Here is a 19,015-nt window from a genome sequence, read left to right on the forward strand (position 1 = left end):
ATCAATGTGGATGTGTTATGTTGTTCATAACACATCCTATTTCTGAAATTCATATAAAGTATTTTTTGATTAATTAATCACAGGTGAAAAATGAAACTTTTTACAGAATATCCCGAAAAAGATGAACTCAAATATTACGATCTCTTTCGTGATCTCATCACGAAGCGTATGGAAAATCTTTATGGGGGTGAGAACGCACAACCCGCAAAGAGAGATACTCACGCTAAAACACACGCTGCTGTTAAAGGAACTCTAGAAATCTTTGATTTTGATGAAGCAGCAATTAAGCAGGAATTGGTTAAACGTACCTCATTAACTGAAGCTCAAGTTTCGACTATTTCGATAAAACAAGGTTTATTGGCAAAACCAAAAGAATATCCAGTTTGGCTACGGTTTGCAAATGGTGCCTTTTCAGTTAAGAATGATTATCAACCGGATACACGCTCTATGGCTATTAAAGTGATGGGCGTAGAAGGAGAAAGACTAGCCGAAAGTCACGAGTTAAAAACTCAAGATATTATTGTACATAATGCTCAAAACTTTTTTGTCATAAATATCAAATGCTATTACGGATTTTTTTCGGCAATTTATAAAGCGGGTCTTTCTCCATTTTTTAAGCTATCACCACTTGTATGGCTACTACTACATCCCAAACAATTCTCATTTTTAAAAAATGCTTTCAAACGGTTTCCCAATAGTTTACTTACAGAAAGCTATTGGAGTGGTTCTGCATTTTCTTTGGGACTCAAACCTGACTTTGATCCAACTAAAACAAGTCTAGTTCCTGTAGAATATCCAGCCGTAATAAAGTTTTCATTTACTCCGGTTTCTAGTCAATCACCTCATCAAAAAATACCGCATGAATCCAGAGATCAAAGGGATCTTCAGCGTGCAAAAGCCTCAAGTTCAAATGACAATTACTACCGAGAGGATATAATTCAATCCTTAGCAAAGCCTGACGCCGAATACTTATGGGACTTTCAAATCCAATTTCAAGCTAGCCCAGAGATGTCAATTGATGATACTACCCTTTTTTGGAAAGAAGAAGAATCTCCGTTGTTTACAGTTGGTCGCCTGAGCATTAAGCATCAGAATGTTCGCTCTCCCCAAGAAGATGACTTTGGTGAAAATCTTCGCTTTTCTGTTTGGAACGGTTTGGCAGTCCATCGACCTGTTGGTGCTATAAATCGTTTACGCAGTATTGTTTATCCTATCGTTGCTGAGTATCGTCTTAATCGACGAGGAGTTAAATATCAGGAGCCAACTGAGTTGTAAGGGGGGAGCAGGGAGTTAAGAGCCGGGAAATAAATTTCCCGGCTCAAAGCTCAAACCCATTAAAATGGGTTAAAAGATTACCCAGTGAGCTTTTAGCTCACTTTAGCTATCAGCCCGAACTTTAGTTCAGGGTGAATTTTCGGGCAAAACCTACGCAGTATTGCAATCCATCCCATGTGGGTGGAGTTTTTTATTTTTTATCAAAATCATTGGGTTTAAAACCCCGTCCTTTTAGGACGGCTTTTCTCATTCTAGGTTACGCCCCCAACGTTCAATTAACTCACTAGCACTAATACTCTGACTATCAGCAATTTTGTTGATCTTTTCCCATGATGTATCGGTGAGATTAATCGTGCGTTTCTTCTTAAGTTCATCGTAATGAACTGGGACATGGCGTAATCTTTTACGTGTTTTTGAGTTGACATTCATTGCTATATACGTATATACTAGATACAGTCTGGCAAACAAACAAGGGGTGATGTCAACTGGCTCTTGAACAAGTTCAAACCAAGTTAATCAAAATCAACCTACCAAGGTTTGAAACCAATATACTGGAGTTCATTTGCAAGCGGTCTAACAGCCTGACTTTTCACGGGATGTGGTTTGGGAGGATTGGTTCGCGATGCTTAGTGGCGAACCAATCCTCATTAGATGAACTGGTGTACTCTTTGCGGTAAGGTGCCGTAAGTGGTAGATTTAGTTGGTTGCTATGAAATTCTTCTTAAAAAACCCGTATATTAATTGTGATTTTGGAGACAAACGATTAAACAAGAGGGCAGAATTAATTGCGGAGGCTTTACAGGTAAAATATGGTCAGCCTCTATCTCAAGTGTTTAAAAGCGCAAGCGACTTAAAGCGTGGGTACGAATTTTTATCCAATCCAAAAACGACATTTTCCAAATTGACGATACCTTGTTTTGAACTAACTGCTCAAGAAATAAACGGCATACCAATAGTTTTAGGCGTGGGGGATACGACGTTTCTTGACTACAAAAAAATAGTAGAAAAAAGAGAGGAATATGGTCCGACAGGGAACGGTGGAAACGGGTTAATTCTGCACAGTTGTTTAGCCCTGGAGCCTGATTTTGGACAACCTCTAGGACTTTTATGGGAGAAATTATGGCATCGGGACAAAGAAGTGTCTCCACCAGATGGGGAAACACCAACCCAGAAAAAAAAGCGATTAAAAAAGGAACGTAACGCTAAAAGAAATCAAGATTTGAGGATACTTAGAACATAGAAAAGGAACTGCAATTGGAATACAAGTACTGTGGCGGGGCTGGTCAGAACTAGAAACCTTGTGTCAGGGTTGGCTACTGCATCAAAATCTTAAATTAAGATATTAATTCTCAACAGTGTTCTGATTCTGGAGGAATATGGTTCGCGAGCATTAGTGGCGAATTATGAGACTTTTTGATTATGAAGCACCAAAACAAACCCTCACCCCAAGAAGAATTGTATGAACGTATAGATAAGCTTGTTTCAATGAAAGACTGCTTGGAGCAAGAGATTCAAGCAATTATCGCATCGGGCGCGATCGCGAGAGCTGGGTGTTGGATTGCTCGTTATCTTGCAAAAGGACGAAAGGGGTTTTATTGGTATTATAAACTACAAGCAACTGACCCGATTTTTCCAACCAAGACGTCAGGCAAGCTTTCTAAATACAAACATCTCGGTAAAGCTGGTAGTCTTGCATACGTAGAAGCTCTTGAGCAAATCACTAAAAGAGCAAAAATTGAAGCTTTAGCCCGTTCCATTGAAACTCTTAACCTTGGTTTAAAGGATTTACTTGAGGAAACCTCTAAATACAAAAAATGAGCCGGACTGGTTCGCCATTCAACATCGCGAACCGTTTTTCCCTTTCCACATCCCGTGAAAAGTCAGGTCAGCCGACTGCCCAACCTTAAGCAATCACTGATCGTACTTGGTTATTTTCCATCTGCCTCAGATTTCCGCCTTGGCGTAATTTCGTCAAGCAGTAAATCTATATTTACACCTTGCTGCCGTTTCACCCAGGCTGCCATTAGCAAATCCACCAATTCACTTTTATCAACTTCTATGCCTTGCCTCCTCAGCTTGAGCAACTCTTCCTCTACATCTAAATCTGTTTCGCGCTTCACGTAGTAAGTACGCCCAATCCAAGCATCATCAGATCGTTTCCCCTTTGCTGGTCTACCACGCTTACGCGGTTCTGGTTGTTGTGTTAGTTGCGGTGCTGGTTGTACTATGTCTTCCTTTGCTACTTGAGAAGCTGAGCGTTCTGGTTCCTGCTGTGATTCGTCTCTACTTTCAAATAACTTTTTGAATGGGCTCTTGTTATTCACTTCAATATCTCCTTCCCCACTCGTTGATACTCTCCCCAAGCTACTTTACTGCTGCGGTCTTTCACTTCATAGACTGGTCGTCCTTCCAAAGCTGCTTTCTCATATGCAGCAAATCGCTTTATCGCTTGCTTAAATAAAGGTATCCCCTCCCCTAAAAGTGCCTCCCGTGCCTGTTGTCCTGTTTGTCGTGGTGCTGGGGGAATGATTGTAAGTAACACGCGATAGCGATCGCTCCCCAGCGTTTTTAGCATCTCGACGGTTTGTAATAGGGCATCCATCGCTAGTGCGTCGGGAGTAGTGGGCAGTACTAAAAGGTTGCAGCCATCAGCCAGTGCCTCTAAATCTTCTCTACTTGGTCTAGCTGCTGTGTCGATTACTACATGCTCATAGTTCCGGCTATGCATTGGAGCTTGCATTAAATCCACAACTTTAAAAGGTAAGGCTCCTCGCTTTACCCAGCCTGTAGCGCTGCGATTTGGATCACCATCAACCAGCAACGTACCTGCAAATTGCGACAGGTAGCAAGCAATGTGGATGGCGCTCGTTGTTTTGGCTACGCCACCCTTGAAACTAGCAAGGGTGATAATCACAATCTTTTCTGTGTGAATGCTGCTAGTTTACCATCTGGGGGAAAATTTGCATTTATTAATTTGCCAAAATTTATATTGCTAACAATGCGAACATATATATTTTCATATTGGCGAAAATACAATATCTTGACAAAAAAAAGATATGAGCAGAAAGCGATTTAAGGGGTTTCAAATTACTTGGCAGTACGATACCATCATTCTCAAAATGTCCCAGGAATTGCCCCTTAAATCGCCTCTAATTCAAACAGGCTATTAAAGTGTTTTTAACCTAATTGTTGATCAAGCCAGTGACGCTGCTCAAAACAACGAGAGATTAGTACTTTGAGGGTTGTATTACACGAAAATCCTCATCCATGTAATGTGTAGACGGAGAGCGCTGTTTATGACTCTCCGGCATAATTATCACGCAATAATTTCATATTTTCACTGATCTTCGCTGTTGTAGGATGATCTACCCCTAGTCCTTTTGAAGCAATTTCTAATGCTTTTTTAAACAGTGGTTCCGCATCTTGGTACCTTCCTTGGAAATAGTAGAGTTTTGCCAGGTTGTTGTAAGTGGTGGCGACAAACGGATGCTCTTCTCCCAGCAGCCGTTGGCAGAGTGATAATGCTGTTTTATACAAAGGCTCTGCCTCGCTGTACCGACCTAGGCTACAATAAAGTTCTGCCAGGTTGTTGTAACAGGAAGCGACATTGGGATGTTCTTCTCCCAGCAGCTTTTTCCAAAGTTCTAGAGATTTTTGATACAGTGGTTCGGCTTCACCGTACCGTCCTTGGGAGTAGTAAAGTCCTGCCAGGTTGTTGTAACTGGTGGCGACAGAGGGATGCTCTTCTCCCAGCAGCTTTTTCCAAAGTTCTAGAGATTTTTGATACAGTGGTTCGGCTTCACCGTACCGTCCTTGGGAGTAGTAAAGTCCTGCCAGGTTGTTGTAACTAGAAGCGACATCAAGATGTTCTTCTCCCAGCAGGCGTTGCCTGAGTTCTAGAGATTTTTGATACAGTGGTTCGGCTTCGCTGTACCGTCCTTGGGAGTGGTAAAGTCCTGCCAGGTTGTCGTAACTAGAAGCGACATCAAGATGTTCTTCTCCCAGCAGGCGTTGCCTGAGTTCTAGAGATTTTTGATACAGTGGTTCGGCTTCGCTGTACCGCCCCTGGGAGTGGTACAGTAGAGCTAGGTTGTTGTAACTAGAAGCGACATCAAGATGTTCTTCTCCCAGCAGGCGTTGCCTGAGTTCTAGAGATTTTTGATACAGTGGTTCGGCTTCGCTGTACCGCCCCTGGGAGTAGTAGACAAAAGCCAGGTTGTTGTAACTAGAGGCAAAATCGTGATGCTCTTCTCCCAGGCGGGATTTTACTACTAATACACATTGCTCTAACCGAGGTTCTGCGAAAGCATATAAAGCCTGTCCAGAATAAAATCTATTTAAGCCAACAAACGGCCAAATTAAATTTTGATCACTGACTGCATCAATCAGATTTTTTGCGACTTCTACTAAATGTGGGATATCATCTTTGACTAAACTAATAAACTCTTGAGTAAGTGAAGAGGGAATTTTCTGTGCAACTTCTACCAAAGTTTTGCACAATTGAGACTTCTGCTCGAATGCAGTAGCTAAGTTGTTTTGCTTGTCTCTGAGAAATTCACGAATTAGCTGATGTAATTGATAAGTTTGTTCACCTTGTAACAGGTGTAAGTTTTCTAGTTCAACTCTGGTATCTTCTAATTTTTCAGGATTTTGCTCAACAGCAGCACGTTTCACCAGTGACCAAGGAATCGGAGCTAAGGCAAATAAACTTAGTAAACAACCTAACTGTTGAGCATCATGACTTAAGTCTGACCAACTCAATTCAAAAGCCGCCGCTACTCCAAGTTTGACGTTTCTAGTCCAAGTCGGGTCATTTTCCTTCACGATTAAGGAAGGATGAGCTAACCCTTTCTCCTCCAACCGTCGCAGCATTTCGGCTAAAGTTATCTTGCGTTTTTTGACATAGGAGCCAACTAATTGCAAAGCTAGGGGCAAATAGCCTAAACGCTGACAAAGTTCTTTACCTTGTCCTAATTCTTGGTTTTGCTTTTCTTTACCAATCAATTGAGCTAGTAGTAAGAGTGCATCTGTCTCTGACAAAACTGACAAAAACAGAGAACTAGCTAAATCTAGTCGAAGACGTGTAGTAATTATTACTTTGAACTGGGATGGTTGGGGTGGTAGATACGGTTGGATATGACTGTAATTTTTAACATCATCAAAAACTATTAGCGTGTGACCTTGTTGCCAATGCTGCCAGCACCAACGTACTTGTTCTGGTAACGGCAAATCTTTTGGCGGCTCTTTTCCCAAGTCTGTTGTAGTAAATTGTATTATTTGTGACCCAATATCTTCTTCTCTAGCTCTTAACCAGCAGATCCCGCCAGGATAACTATGCAATTGCAAATGTAGTAGTGAGTATTGGATTGCTAATTCTGTTTTACCAACTCCCCCCATTCCTTCCACCGGAGCAATTACCACACTCGTATTTTGTTGTAGCTGTTGGCGGAGGTGTTCTAATTCTCTTTCTCTTCCGATAAATTTATCTGTACTGCTAAGAGGAATGTTTTGGGGAAAGCCTGTTGGTTTAGGAATATTATCCAAATTGATAACAATTTGATAAATCTGATGAATATCTCCTATTGTGATGTCACGACCAGCCTGAACATTCTCCAAAATTCTTTGTACAACTTGAAAATCTGGATGGTTAGTCATACTGTTAAGCTTCTTGGTTTAAATTGCCCAAATCAATGTTTGTAGCTTTGACCCCTTTTAACATTTCTTGCTCAACTGAACCATCGCGCGAGGCTTTTTGGCTGATATCTTTTGCTTTTAAATCGCCAGTTACTTCAATTTCGCTAAGAACTACCTGACGAACGTTTTCATCTTGTGCTTGTAATTGCTGGACTAATTCTCTAAGTTTATTTGCAAACTCTTTATCTGCATCAATTTGGTTTTGCAGTACAGTTTGAAAAATAGCCTTATTCGTTTCAGTTGGTTGATTCTGTGCTTGTGTCAGTATTCCATCTATACTATGAGCCTTAAACTTTTCCCGAATGGTATTTACCATCTGAGCAAATGTATCAACCGCACCTTGACCTAAAGCTTTTCCACCTTCTTTAATTGCCTCTGAGAAGAATAAAGAGACAATCACTGCTGCCGTTAGAGGTTCTACCATCAGCTTACACTTAGATTTAGTAGTAACACTGTCATATACAACCTTAATGTACAATATTTCGGATTTTTAAGTTTAGTGCTTCTTCAATTCCTGTTATGGTTACTAAACATTAAATACAATGAGATTAAATACTCTATCTCTTGCTCAGAAAGCTTTTTACCGCTTTAATGTCCTTGTAAAACTGAATTTTCACTAACTTAGTAAGAATTACTAGCTAAAAAACCTAGCTTTTAATCCTTTTAGCTAGTAAAATTTGTTTTTTACTATAGAAATAGCGTAACAACCAACTCATTTAGTTTTTACTCTAGAATATAAAAACGAATACTTTCGCCATTCTTATTTTTATATTTATACTTTCCTAATCCTAACTTTTCCGAAGTAATAGTCTTTTTTCTGCCACTTTTAACTTGGATCCGCTTGCAGAGTTCATATCTCCCTGTTCGTGGGTTTTTTTTCAATAAATCAATTTTGTGAGGCTTCGGCATAGGACCATACGTCCAAAACTCTCCTTTACTACACACAAATGTAATTTGGTCCCCATAATACACATCGAAAGTGTGATAATTTTCCGATAGTAATAATTCTAGATTATACATTTTGTCTCTCCAATAACATCATTTTATAATGAGCCAATATGGATGCTTAGAAAAATCTGCTTTTCTTCAAAATCGTGCCCTTGTTGCGTGAATAGAAAAAAACCAAAATCAAAAAAGCTTTACACGTATCTCGGCGATCACGGTACTAGTAAGATATGTTACCTACTCCCAAAGACTTGAGTCCAAGTGTATTTGTAACGACTCGTGGGATGGTGGTAAAAACCGACTCCAATATCTCGGTAGTTTCCGTTTAAGATATTGTTTCGATGTCCTGGTGAGTCCATCCATTTTTGTACAACTTGCTCTGGCGTGGGAGAACCATAAGCAATATTTTCACCGACAAACTGAGATGGATAACCCGCAGCGCGTGCGCGTTCCTGACAACTCCTACCTTCAGGACTATAGTGGTCTAAGTACCCTCGCATCGCCATATCCTGGGAGTGGCGACGTGCAGCTTGAGTTAATGCACCGTTTATAGCCAGTGGCTGTAAACGGTTTTGGCGGCGAATGTCGTTAACCAATTGCACAACTTTCGATTCGTAAGTATTGATCTGCATTTTTATTCCTTCTAATGATGTTCTTTTAAACTTGAGAAACGGTGAGGATTGTGGGTGCAAGTTTTGAAAACCGCACCTGCCCTCACAGAGTGTACTATTGCGTAGGTAGTGAAAGTGTTCTCAATAGTTTTCTGCTTATCATTTGGACATGTTGACAAGCATTTAGTTGTCTTTAACTATAACTACTATGCATGCTCCTAAAGCAACTCCAGCCAACGTTCCAACAATAGACAAAAATTGAGTTCCAATATATCCACTATTAGTCGTAGCCGTAACTTTAAAATCTTTGAAATTTCCCTCAAGAGAACTTGCATTACTTTCAGATAAGCTTGAATTGTCAGTGTTTAAACTCATATCTAGTGACTCCTGTTGAAGAATCAAACATTTAAAGATTGAAAGTTTTAGATGTTTTACTTAACCCCTTCACTGAATAATATATAGTAACTAGAGCTTTTCTGCCACCTACACACAGTCGGAAAAATAGGATGCCTGTCTTTCTTGCTACATTTCGCAAATCTTTGATACCTTGAACTTTAGCTAGTTCTGGAATAGCTACTTGAAAAAGACGGCTGACTTCGATTCCCCGATCTTTAAGTTTTTGCCACCAAGGGGCTGGAACATATGACGATGATGACATATCATTTCCTAAGTTTATTACTTATTGATTTGGGTAGTGGTATAGAAATAGTGATTTTCTTTTTGTCAGTCCTTGTATAACAAGACTTTCAGCTTCCGCTATCACTACATCTTTAGCACTACCCCATTGATTTGTTATCACACAACCACTATACACCACTTTATTGTGAATAATCACCATCGAACGGGATTTTTTTTGTAAAATAATATTAAGCGTCCACAGAGTACTTCACTTTAGTATTTATGGAGACAAAAGTATGGAGTCCAATACAAATGTATATGGGGTAAAAGTAGCCAAGGCGCATTTTGCCGCCATGCGTCGTCTGAAATTCTTTGTCGGTTAACCCATAATATTGCCGCGACTGGAACCATAAGATTGCCGCAACGGAGGCTGTAATACTCATTATTTCGTGAAGCGATCGCATTCTTTTTTGATGCATTGGAACCATAAGATTGCCGGGAATCAAAATTGTCACCATAAGCTTGCCAAAAAAAGGTAATCTTAAGATTTGATTTTTAGGTGGCGTGTAAGATTCTCAAATCCATATGCTGGAAGGGTAACAGTAATACGGGTGACTTCAATCCTACATTTTTAGTCGGGGTGGATTATGAACACTTTTATCGTCAAATGTATACCCTACAAGGATTATAGACGTTGGAAGGATAATATTGCCAATGTCAATAGGAAGCATAAGCACGTAAAAACGGCAATATTATGGTTCCACCGACAACAAGGTTTTCAGCCTGTACATGGCGGCAAAATGTACCTTCGCTACTTTTACGCCTATATAATTTGTGAGGTAGATACAGTACTGTGGTTATCTATATACATGAATCGTTATTATTAAAGAGTGATACTTGTTTAGCCACCAGTATAAATAAAAAATGTGTTGATTGAGGGAGCAACTTATTGTGATTGTTTGGCGTTTGAGTCGATTGATGGCAGAACGTAGAGTCTCTGGTAAGCAACTGGCAGAGATTCTTCATGTGCATCCTAACACCGTCTCGCGTCTCCGAAGGGCATTTACCATGCCACCAATCGATGGTGATTTACTCAATAAGCTTTGCCAAGAGCTGAAGTGCATTCCTTCTGATCTGATTGAGTATATTCCTTCAGAAGATGAAATCCCTGCTAGTAAATTGTCTACAGTGTCTGAAGTTAAGAATGAACAGAATATCGCAGAGCTTAGTCAAAGCATTGCCGAGGCAATTCAAGCTACTACCTCGTCGGGTAAGACATCCATAACCTCACAGGAAATACTTGCTCGTGTAACCGCTCTTCTAGCCGTGACGCCACAGACTAATTTTTAAAAGTAGCAATTAAAACATTTAAAAGCCTACGTATAGATGATTGGTTTAGATAGACGAGTGTCACTATAGGCGTCACCGTGCCAAAACGGGAAAATTGTACGCTAAGGCTGAAAGCATCTTGCAGTAAGCATTTCGGGCGATAAATGTACACCCATATGAGGAGATCGGTTTCAAAGCCCTGAAAATAGGTTGTTTTTAACAATTTCGCTCAAGAGTGTACTTAGACTCAGTTTGATGGTGCAGAGTAGTATGTATTCTCTGTACCTTGATAGTATTTTTAGAAAAAAGTATTTTTCCTGCCACTTAATAAAGGTATATACTAAAATCATTCCAAAAAATCTGGTAAATTATTTAACGCCAATTGTGCCACTTGTTCTGCACGTTGTGACGTGATTTTTTGATACCGTAAGGTTGTTTGAATGCTTTCATGTCCCATGAGCGCCCTGAGTTCTTCAATTTCCATTAGTCCCACTCGCTCTGTAGCAAAAGTATGCCGTAGATCGTGAAGACGAATTTCTTCGAGTTCGGGACTGTCTCCAATCAGGTTCGTCCAAGATTTATGCGCCATACGGTACGACAGGCGGGAGACAACTAAAGTTTTTGGCTGTTGAGCAGTAAACAGTGCTGGATGGTTAGAGTGTCTATAATATTTAATGTAGTGATTTAGGCTCACAGAAGCTACTTCACTGTAAAAACACCACCGTCGCTTGTTACCTTTGCCAACAACCTGAAATTTCCGGGTGTTGAAGTCTATGTCATTAAGATCTAGAGCCAGTACCTCAGCAATCCTAGCGCCACTGGTATGCAACAAACGCACTAACGCAGACATTCGCGCATCTTTTTTGATCATACGATACAGGATACTTAATTGGTTAGGAGTAAGATAACGCACCAGTTCATCCGTAGCATATTCTCCTTTGTTGTGACTGGGTTTGCGTCTTGTGAGTCCCGCAACTGGATTGGATTTGAGATATCCCATATCAACAGCAAAGTTGAACAAAGCCGTGATTACAGCTTGATGACGGCGGTGGGTAGTATAGGAAACATCAGTTAGTGAATTGAGGTATTCTACCAAGATTTGTCGGTCGATAATTTCTATTGACCATCGACCATATTGTTTGAGTAAGGGGATAATCGTAGACTCATAGGAACGTAGAGTGCTGTTGGCTAGTCCCGGACGTTCTAAAAACTTGGTGGCTAAAGCAGCTAAAGTCGTCATTACTTTAGAGGGGCTTTTTGCAATTTTTTTAAATAAAAGTGTAGATTTTAAATTATCATTGCAGATGCTAACGCAGCTGCAAATATTCTCAGAAAAGTAAGCACAATATTGGATCTTGATCTTAATGGAGTGTGTAGAGGGCAATTGACAGCCCTAGCTCGGTTGAACATTTGGAACGGTTCGAGTAAGAACCCTCTACTAGGTGTTACTGTGTGAAAGAATCTCCGTGACTTTAGTCCGGAGAGTCGTCAAATCCATACCCGAACCTATACCCCCTTAAAAAAAATTAATCACCTCAAAGCCTCGACTATTCAGAGCTTTCATTTGTGAGTACATTAGTAATTAGCATAAAGGAATATAAATTTTCTCGTGAGATAATTAAGACTTGATTTTTTATTCGAAAAAATATTTAAGTTTTTTATTTTTATTTAAACTTCTAACTTCAAGAACAAAACAAAAATTGTCCACACTTAGCTTGAGCAACTGGGAAATTCACAGGAGAGACAATGAACAAAACCTATGCAACCATTGACGGTAATGAAGCTGTTGCTCGTGTTGCTTACCGTTTAAGTGAAGTTATTGCTATCTACCCGATTACTCCTTCATCATCAATGAGTGAATGGACTGATGCTTGGTCATCGGATGGTCGTTTTAATGTGTGGGGTAGTGTCCCTAGTGTAATCGAAATGCAGAGTGAAGGGGGCGCGGCGGCGGCGGTGCATGGAGCATTACAAACTGGTTCTATGACCACCACGTTTACATCTTCTCAAGGCTTGTTGTTAATGATTCCCAATTTGTACAAAATTGCTGGGGAATTAAACACAGTCGTTATTCATGTCGCGGCTCGTTCGCTTGCTACCCAAGCCTTATCTATTTTCGGTGATCATAGTGATGTAATGGCGGCTCGTGCAACTGGCTTTGCTTTGTTATGTTCCGCTTCAGTACAAGAAAGCCAAGATTTTGCCTTGATCTCCCAAGCTGCAACTCTTAGAAGCCGAGTGCCATTTATGCACTTCTTTGATGGTTTTCGTACATCTCATGAAATTCAAAAAGTCGAACTGCTACAAGACAGTGATTTACGATCGCTCATCGATGATGAACTGATATTTGCCCACCGCGCCCGTGCGCTAACCCCAGACAAACCAGTGTTACGGGGTACCGCGCAAAATCCGGATGTCCACTTCCAAGCCCGCGAAACTGTTAACCCTTACTATAATGCTTGTCCGGATATTGTCCAACAAGTGATGGATCAATTTGGAGAACGGACAAAACGGTACTACCAGATTTTTGAATACTACGGCGTTCCTGATGCAGAACGGGTGATTGTGTTGATGGGTTCAGGCTGTGAAACAGTCCATGAAACTGTAGATTATTTAAATACCCGTGGGGAAAAAGTTGGTGTTGTTAAGGTGCGGCTGTACCGTCCGTTTGATATCGAGCGCTTTGCCCAAATATTACCAGCAACAACAAAGGCGATCGCCGTCCTTGATCGCACGAAAGAACCAGGTAGTATCGGTGAACCGTTGTATTTAGATGTTGTGACTGCTATTCACGAAGCTTGGGAACTCGTAAAGGAAAACTCACCTCATCCCAAAATTATCGGTGGTCGTTACGGTTTATCATCAAAAGAATTTACCCCAGCAATGGTAAAGGCAATTTTCGATAACTTGGCTCAAACTAAGCCAAAAAACCACTTTACCGTTGGTATTAATGACGATGTTTCCCATACTTCCCTTGAGTTTGATCCAAACTTTTCAACCGAAGCAGATAACGTTGTTCGAGCAATGTTCTACGGTTTAGGTTCAGATGGTACAGTTGGAGCAAACAAAAACTCGATCAAGATTATTGGTGAGGGAACTGATAACTACGCCCAAGGTTACTTTGTTTACGACTCAAAGAAATCAGGTTCACTGACTGTTTCTCACCTGCGCTTTGGTTCACAACCAATTCGCTCAACCTACCAAATCGACCAAGCAAACTTTATTGGTTGCCATCAGTGGGTATTCTTAGAACGTATAGATGTTCTTAAGCCTGCTGCTCAGGGAGGAACTTTCTTGCTAAATAGTCCTTATGACGCGGATACTGTTTGGGAACACCTACCGTCAGAAGTTCAAAGACAAATTATCACTAAGCAGCTTAAGTTCTACGTTATCAATGCTACCAAGGTCGCTAAGGAAAGCGGCATGAAGGGGCGAATTAATACAGTGATGCAGGTGTGCTTTTTTGCTCTTGCCGGTGTTTTGCCACAGGATGAAGCGATCGCGAAAATTAAGCAAACAATTGAAAAAACCTACGGCAAAAAAGGTGCAGACGTCGTCCGTATGAACTTGGAAGCCGTAGATAAAACGTTAGAAAATTTACACAAGGTCGAAATCGGAAAAGAAACCCAAAAATCTACAATCCAAAATCCTATACCTGAGACTGCTCCCAAATTTGTCCAGGAAGTCTTAAGTAAAATGATGGCATGGCAGGGTGATGATTTACCTGTTAGTGCTTTACCTGCTGACGGTACTTACCCGACTGGTACAACTAAGTGGGAAAAACGCAATGTCGCCCTTGAGATTCCTGTGTGGGATTCTGATGTTTGCGTTCAATGCAACAAGTGCGTTATGGTTTGTCCTCATGCAGCTATTAGAAGTAAGGTTTATCAACCCGATCAGTTAGTCAATGCACCTTCAAGCTTCAAATCAGTTGATGCAAAGGATAAGGACTTTGCTAGTCAGAAGTTTACTATTCAGGTTGCTCCAGAAGATTGTACAGGTTGTGCTATTTGTGTAGATATTTGTCCTGCTAAAAATAAGTCTCAGCCAGAGCGTAAGGCAATTAACATGGAATTACAGTTGCCTTTGCGCAGTCAAGAACGGGAAAACTGGAATTTCTTTTTGAGTTTGCCTAATCCTGACAGAAGACAGCTTAAAGTTAATCTCATTCGCCAACAACAGCTGCAAGAACCTTTGTTTGAATTTTCTGGTGCTTGTAGTGGTTGTGGTGAAACACCTTATCTAAAATTGCTGACACAACTTTTTGGCGATCGCGCAATTATCGCCAACGCAACGGGTTGTTCTTCTATCTATGGTGGAAACTTACCTACAACCCCTTGGACAAAGAATGCAGATGAAAGAGGCCCAGCATGGTCTAATAGTTTATTTGAAGATAACGCTGAATTTGGTTTTGGTTTCCGCCTTTCTTTAGATAAGCAGTCGGAATTTGCAGCTGATCTTCTCCAGCAGTTAAGCGGTGAAATCGGGGATAGTCTAGTTGAGTCTATCTTAAATGCTCAGCAACAAACCGAAGCAGAGATTTACGAACAACGCGATCGCGTAGCACTCCTCAAGCAACGGTTACAAAGTTTGTTAACTGCTGATGATTCACAAATTACCGCCAAAGCTCAACAACTTCTTACACTGGCTGATTATCTTGTTAAAAAAAGTGTCTGGATTGTCGGCGGTGATGGTTGGGCTTATGATATTGACTTTGGTGGACTAGATCATGTGCTTGCTAGTAACCGCAATGTGAATATCCTAGTGTTAGATACAGAGGTATACTCTAATACAGGTGGTCAGTCTTCTAAAGCTACACCAAAAGCAGCTATTGCGAAGTTTGCTGCTAGTGGTAAGCCAGTATCAAAGAAAGACTTAGGGCTAATTGCTATGACATACAGTAATGTCTATGTAGCAAGTGTAGCTCTTGGCGCACGTGATGACCAAACCCTCAAGGCATTTTTAGAAGCAGAGGCTTACGACGGTCCATCACTCATTATTGCCTATAGCCATTGCATTGCTCATGGTATTAACATGACCACAGGAATGAGTCATCAAAAGGCGTTAGTGGAATCAGGTCGCTGGTTGCTGTATAGATACAATCCTGATTTACAAAAAGCTGGGAAGAATCCATTACAGATGGATATGCGATCGCCTAAAGAGACAATAGAGCGATCGATGTCCAAAGAAAATCGCTTCCAAATACTTACCAAAACTAAACCTGAGCTTGCCAAGCGCTTACTCCAAGAAGCACAAGCCGAAGTTGATGCTCGTTGGCAATACTACCAATATCTGGCAAAAAGGTGATGGCATTTTGAAAATTCTGCATTAAACTCCAGGAGTCAGAATGAATTCATGAATTTATTCTGACTCCTGACTCCTGACTCCTGAATTCTTCTTCAAAAGGTTATCCTATGGACGCGAAGACTGACGAGACTACTAGTCGCGGCACACCACTGATTTTAGCTGGAGTTTTTCTTGGTGTTGGTCTTGGAGGTTTCTTTGATGGCATTGTTCTGCATCAGATCCTCCAATGGCATCATATGTTAAGTAGCGTTCGACCCTTGACATCACGCCATAATATAGATTTGAATATGGTCTGGGATGGCTTGTTTGATGCCTTCGATTGGGTGATAACCGTGATTGGAGTCGTCTTGCTGTGGCAAGCAGGAAAGCGTGATGATGTTCCTTGGTCAGCAAATATATTTTTTGGATCAGTACTTGGTGGTGCTGGATTTTTCAACTTAATTGAAGGCATAATTGATCACCAAATTCTTGGGATCCATCATGTGAAACCGGGACCAAATCAACTGATCTGGGATTTGGGTTTTCTCGCTAGTGGTGTTTTGCTGATTCTAGTTGGATGGAGAATAACTCAATCAAAAAACGGCAGCACGAACGCAGCAATATAAGTATATCCAGATGCCCGTGTTTATCTCGAATCTCATTGAACGCTTTTTTCACGGCAGCTTCATCAGTAATATCTAACTCTAATGGCGAAGCTTGACCCCCAGTTGAGGTAACACTCGCTACTATATCCTTTAGCCTTTGCTGGTTTCGCCCATTGACAAGTACAAAAGCTCCGACGCTAGCCAGAGCTTTAACTATTCTCATTTATCAAAAACTTTGTCATATTGACCATCAACAATACGAAGTAATCCTTATCATAAGAGGAATGTCATCATGCAATAGCTATTGCATGATGGCTCCTAAAATCAAAATATCTTGTTGTTGAAAGAAAATGATGAATTGGAAAATTCTTTGTTTACTCCCTGGTTTAACTCTAGCATCTGCTGTGCCTGCTGCTTATGCCAACAACCAAACCACTCATCATGCTGTTGTTGTTGCTCAAAGTCAACAACAAGGGAGTACAACGCCTAATGACAGTGGTACGACCACAACCACTCCTAATGACAGCGGTACAACTACGAACCCTAGTACTACTACACCCAGCGACAGTGGTACGACAACAACCCCTAGTACCACACCTAGTGAAAGTGGTACCACAACAAAGCCTGCTAAATTGAAAGTTGGTAGTAAAGGAGAAGCAGTAAAAACTGCCCAAACTTATTTGAAGCAGCATAACTTTTACAATGGACCGATTGATGGAAAGTTTTCTAAAAAGACTCGCTTAGCAGTGATCAAATTCCAGAAATCTAAGGGTCTAAAAGCTGATGGAATTATTGGACCTAAGACTTTAGCTGCAATGCAATAAACCTTTGTTGCCAACTAGCGGTTTTTTATAAAAAACTCCACCTACAAGGGGATGGAGTTTTTTATTTGAAATTTTAGAACTTTTATGTAATATTTTTTCCTTACAGCAGTTTTGACCTAAATGAACCAGACCGTTTGTAAGGGCGCAAGGCATTGCTCCCCTACGACTGTGGTCTAATTACCTGAAAATTGCTGTAAACAATCGATTTTTGTGATTTTTCTGGAAATTAGCAGCCTAAACCGTACATTAATATATGCTTTACCGTATGTGCGAGCAATATTGTATTCATAATATCAAATGTTGAATTTTGCGCTTAAAACAAAATTGCATCTTAAATTAGCTGTTGTTAATGTAAACTTTTATATATTATGGCATAATTTCTGCATTTTAAAGTGATTAATCAATAGAGGCATACAACTTTTAGCCTTTAAACACAAGGTAATTTATTCTTCTTCAATGTAGTCGGAGTCAAATGACATTTGGTTCAGCAAACTAAGAAGAAGGGACAAATATAAAAAACTCCATGCCACTTGCGCTTGGGGAGTTTTTTGGTCGTGGGAAAAAAGTACTATCCGCCCAGCGATCATGCACAAAGAGGCGGTTTATTATCCCTCTCCACCGACAAGGGGATGGATTCGAGCGCCGCTTTTATGAAACTAAAGCCTTACAAAATCTAACAGGCAAATTTTTAATGTACTTTCAGCACAAAATTCCGCAAAACCTCGTTTACTTGTGAGCGACTACTTAGCACATATGGAGTTGAATTATGAAAAAACTGAATTATTATGTAGCTCTTTTCTCTGCCCTATTCTCTGTTAATGAAATTTTCATCTTTACAATGCAAGCTCGGGCAGAAGAAATTCAACAGATAAGACAACCACTTTATGTTGCAAAAAATACAATTTGGCCATCAAGACAAGTTTCTGTATGCTGGGAAAAATCAGGTAGTAATACTGAAAAGAACTGGGTAATATCAGCAGTCAATAATACATGGGAGAACGAATCAGGGATTGACTTCATAGGTTGGGAGGATTGTATACCGAATTCCAAAGGAATTCGCATTCAAATTAGCGACGAGAGACCACATACAAAAGGATTAGGGCGAAACCTTGACGGAGTTACCGCAGGTATGGTTCTCAACTTCACCTTCAACAATTGGAGCACACTATGTCAAAGTGATCGAGAAAATTGCATCCGTTCAATTGCTGTACATGAATTCGGTCATGCAATGGGATTTGCACACGAGCAAAATCGTCCCAATACACCAGCTACATGCACAGAAGAGAAAAGTGGTAGTAATGGCGACACGACTGTCGGTGCATGGGATTTGAGTTCAGTAATGAACTACTGCAATCCAAACTGGAATAACGGGGGTCAGTTGAGCGCAACTGATATTGAAGGAGCGCGTAAATTTTATCCCTTTCCAGATGATTATCTAAAAGTTACCGCTGTCTGGCAAAAAGGAACCGACGGAGAAATTCAAGTTTATGACTGGCAATACGAAGACTACCGCAAGAAATATGACGAGCTTTGGAACCAAGGCTGGCGGTTACACATTCTCAAAAACCGTGTGGTGAATAATCAGGTGCTGTATACCGCAGTATGGCGTCCAAATACTTCTGGCGAAATCCAGGTCTACGGTTGGTCATATGAAGACTACCGCAAGAAATACGATGAGCTTTGGAATCAAGGTTGGCGGCTGCATATTCTCAACAACTACGTCGTCAACGGTCAAGTGCTGTATACCGCAGTATGGCGTCCAAGTACTTCTGGCGAAATCCAGGTCTACGGTTGGTCATATGAAGACTACCGCAAGAAATACGATGAG

At 40.7% G+C, this 19,015-nt stretch carries 18 protein-coding genes; 8 read left to right on the forward strand and 10 right to left on the reverse strand.

All coding sequences use genetic code 11. The annotated features are described in order from the left end of the window. Positions 1-90: 90 nt before the first annotated feature. Entirely contained in the window at positions 91-1,275 is a 1,185-nt protein-coding gene (locus tag G4P69_RS13485; protein WP_208350211.1) for a catalase family protein, read from the forward strand. A 246-nt stretch (positions 1,276-1,521) separates the two neighbouring features. Here G4P69_RS13485 and G4P69_RS13490 read toward each other — a convergent pair whose 3' ends face one another. Continuing rightward, positions 1,522-1,704 (reverse strand): hypothetical protein, encoded by a 183-nt coding sequence (locus tag G4P69_RS13490; RefSeq protein WP_208346583.1) that lies wholly within the window; start codon positions 1,702-1,704, stop codon positions 1,522-1,524. Between the two features lie 280 nt (positions 1,705-1,984). Here G4P69_RS13490 and G4P69_RS40440 point away from each other — a divergent pair, with 280 nt between their 5' ends. Further along, on the forward strand, positions 1,985-2,515 hold the full coding sequence (locus G4P69_RS40440) for an IS4/Tn5 family transposase DNA-binding protein (RefSeq protein WP_390692071.1): 531 nt from the start codon (positions 1,985-1,987) through the stop codon (positions 2,513-2,515). A gap of 179 nt (positions 2,516-2,694) precedes the next feature. Next, a complete protein-coding gene (locus G4P69_RS13500) occupies positions 2,695-3,093 on the forward strand; it encodes a hypothetical protein (RefSeq protein WP_208344962.1) in 399 nt (132 codons plus the stop codon). A gap of 110 nt (positions 3,094-3,203) precedes the next feature. Here G4P69_RS13500 and G4P69_RS13505 read toward each other — a convergent pair whose 3' ends face one another. From G4P69_RS13505 to G4P69_RS13535, 7 genes are all read right to left on the reverse strand, one after another. Then, positions 3,204-3,599, reverse strand: coding sequence for a hypothetical protein (locus G4P69_RS13505; RefSeq protein ID WP_208344963.1), 396 nt, complete (start codon positions 3,597-3,599; stop codon positions 3,204-3,206). Next, positions 3,596-4,189, reverse strand: coding sequence for a ParA family protein (locus G4P69_RS13510; protein WP_208344964.1), 594 nt, complete (start codon positions 4,187-4,189; stop codon positions 3,596-3,598). Before G4P69_RS13510 ends, G4P69_RS13505 begins: the two co-directional genes overlap by 4 nt. A 380-nt stretch (positions 4,190-4,569) precedes the next feature. Beyond that, positions 4,570-6,930 (reverse strand): tetratricopeptide repeat protein, encoded by a 2,361-nt coding sequence (locus tag G4P69_RS13515; RefSeq protein ID WP_208344965.1) that lies wholly within the window; start codon positions 6,928-6,930, stop codon positions 4,570-4,572. A 4-nt stretch (positions 6,931-6,934) separates the two neighbouring features. Next, positions 6,935-7,393: a hypothetical protein gene (locus G4P69_RS13520; protein WP_208344966.1), complete on the reverse strand. Its 459-nt coding sequence runs from the start codon at positions 7,391-7,393 to the stop codon at positions 6,935-6,937. Positions 7,394-8,147: 754 nt separating this feature from the next. Continuing rightward, positions 8,148-8,546, reverse strand: coding sequence for a CAP domain-containing protein (locus G4P69_RS13525; protein WP_208344967.1), 399 nt, complete (start codon positions 8,544-8,546; stop codon positions 8,148-8,150). Positions 8,547-8,708: 162 nt separating this feature from the next. After that, complete coding sequence (locus tag G4P69_RS13530; RefSeq protein ID WP_208344968.1) at positions 8,709-8,900, reverse strand: hypothetical protein; 192 nt, start codon at positions 8,898-8,900, stop codon at positions 8,709-8,711. A gap of 31 nt (positions 8,901-8,931) precedes the next feature. Next, positions 8,932-9,183 (reverse strand): hypothetical protein, encoded by a 252-nt coding sequence (locus G4P69_RS13535; protein WP_208344969.1) that lies wholly within the window; start codon positions 9,181-9,183, stop codon positions 8,932-8,934. Positions 9,184-10,094: 911 nt separating this feature from the next. On the opposite strand from G4P69_RS13535, the gene G4P69_RS13540 reads away from it, so the two are divergent. After that, complete coding sequence (locus G4P69_RS13540) at positions 10,095-10,493, forward strand: helix-turn-helix domain-containing protein (protein ID WP_208344970.1); 399 nt, start codon at positions 10,095-10,097, stop codon at positions 10,491-10,493. A 325-nt stretch (positions 10,494-10,818) separates the two neighbouring features. Here G4P69_RS13540 and G4P69_RS13545 read toward each other — a convergent pair whose 3' ends face one another. Further along, positions 10,819-11,712, reverse strand: a complete 894-nt coding sequence (locus G4P69_RS13545) for a tyrosine-type recombinase/integrase (protein WP_208350215.1) — start codon at positions 11,710-11,712, stop codon at positions 10,819-10,821. A gap of 506 nt (positions 11,713-12,218) precedes the next feature. Between G4P69_RS13545 and nifJ the strand changes: the two genes are divergently transcribed. Both nifJ and G4P69_RS13555 read left to right on the forward strand, forming a co-directional pair. After that, on the forward strand, positions 12,219-15,779 hold the full coding sequence (gene nifJ / locus G4P69_RS13550) for a pyruvate:ferredoxin (flavodoxin) oxidoreductase (RefSeq protein ID WP_208342844.1): 3,561 nt from the start codon (positions 12,219-12,221) through the stop codon (positions 15,777-15,779). Positions 15,780-15,886: 107 nt separating this feature from the next. Next, a complete protein-coding gene (locus G4P69_RS13555; protein WP_208342843.1) occupies positions 15,887-16,384 on the forward strand; it encodes a DUF2243 domain-containing protein in 498 nt (165 codons plus the stop codon). Here the strand turns inward: G4P69_RS13555 and G4P69_RS40445 are convergent. Further along, a complete protein-coding gene (locus tag G4P69_RS40445; protein ID WP_208342841.1) occupies positions 16,308-16,586 on the reverse strand; it encodes an SDR family NAD(P)-dependent oxidoreductase in 279 nt (92 codons plus the stop codon). The genes G4P69_RS13555 and G4P69_RS40445 overlap by 77 nt on opposite strands. Before the next feature lie 127 nt (positions 16,587-16,713). Here G4P69_RS40445 and G4P69_RS13565 point away from each other — a divergent pair, with 127 nt between their 5' ends. Together G4P69_RS13565 and G4P69_RS13570 are read left to right on the forward strand one after the other, a co-directional pair. Continuing rightward, entirely contained in the window at positions 16,714-17,187 is a 474-nt protein-coding gene (locus G4P69_RS13565) for a peptidoglycan-binding domain-containing protein (protein WP_208342838.1), read from the forward strand. A 766-nt stretch (positions 17,188-17,953) separates the two neighbouring features. Continuing rightward, a partial coding sequence (locus G4P69_RS13570; RefSeq protein ID WP_208350218.1) for a M57 family metalloprotease occupies positions 17,954-19,015 on the forward strand: 1,062 nt, incomplete at its 3' end.

It is taken from the genome of Aetokthonos hydrillicola CCALA 1050, from assembly GCF_017591665.1.
GTDB classification, from domain to species: domain Bacteria; phylum Cyanobacteriota; class Cyanobacteriia; order Cyanobacteriales; family Nostocaceae; genus Aetokthonos; species Aetokthonos hydrillicola.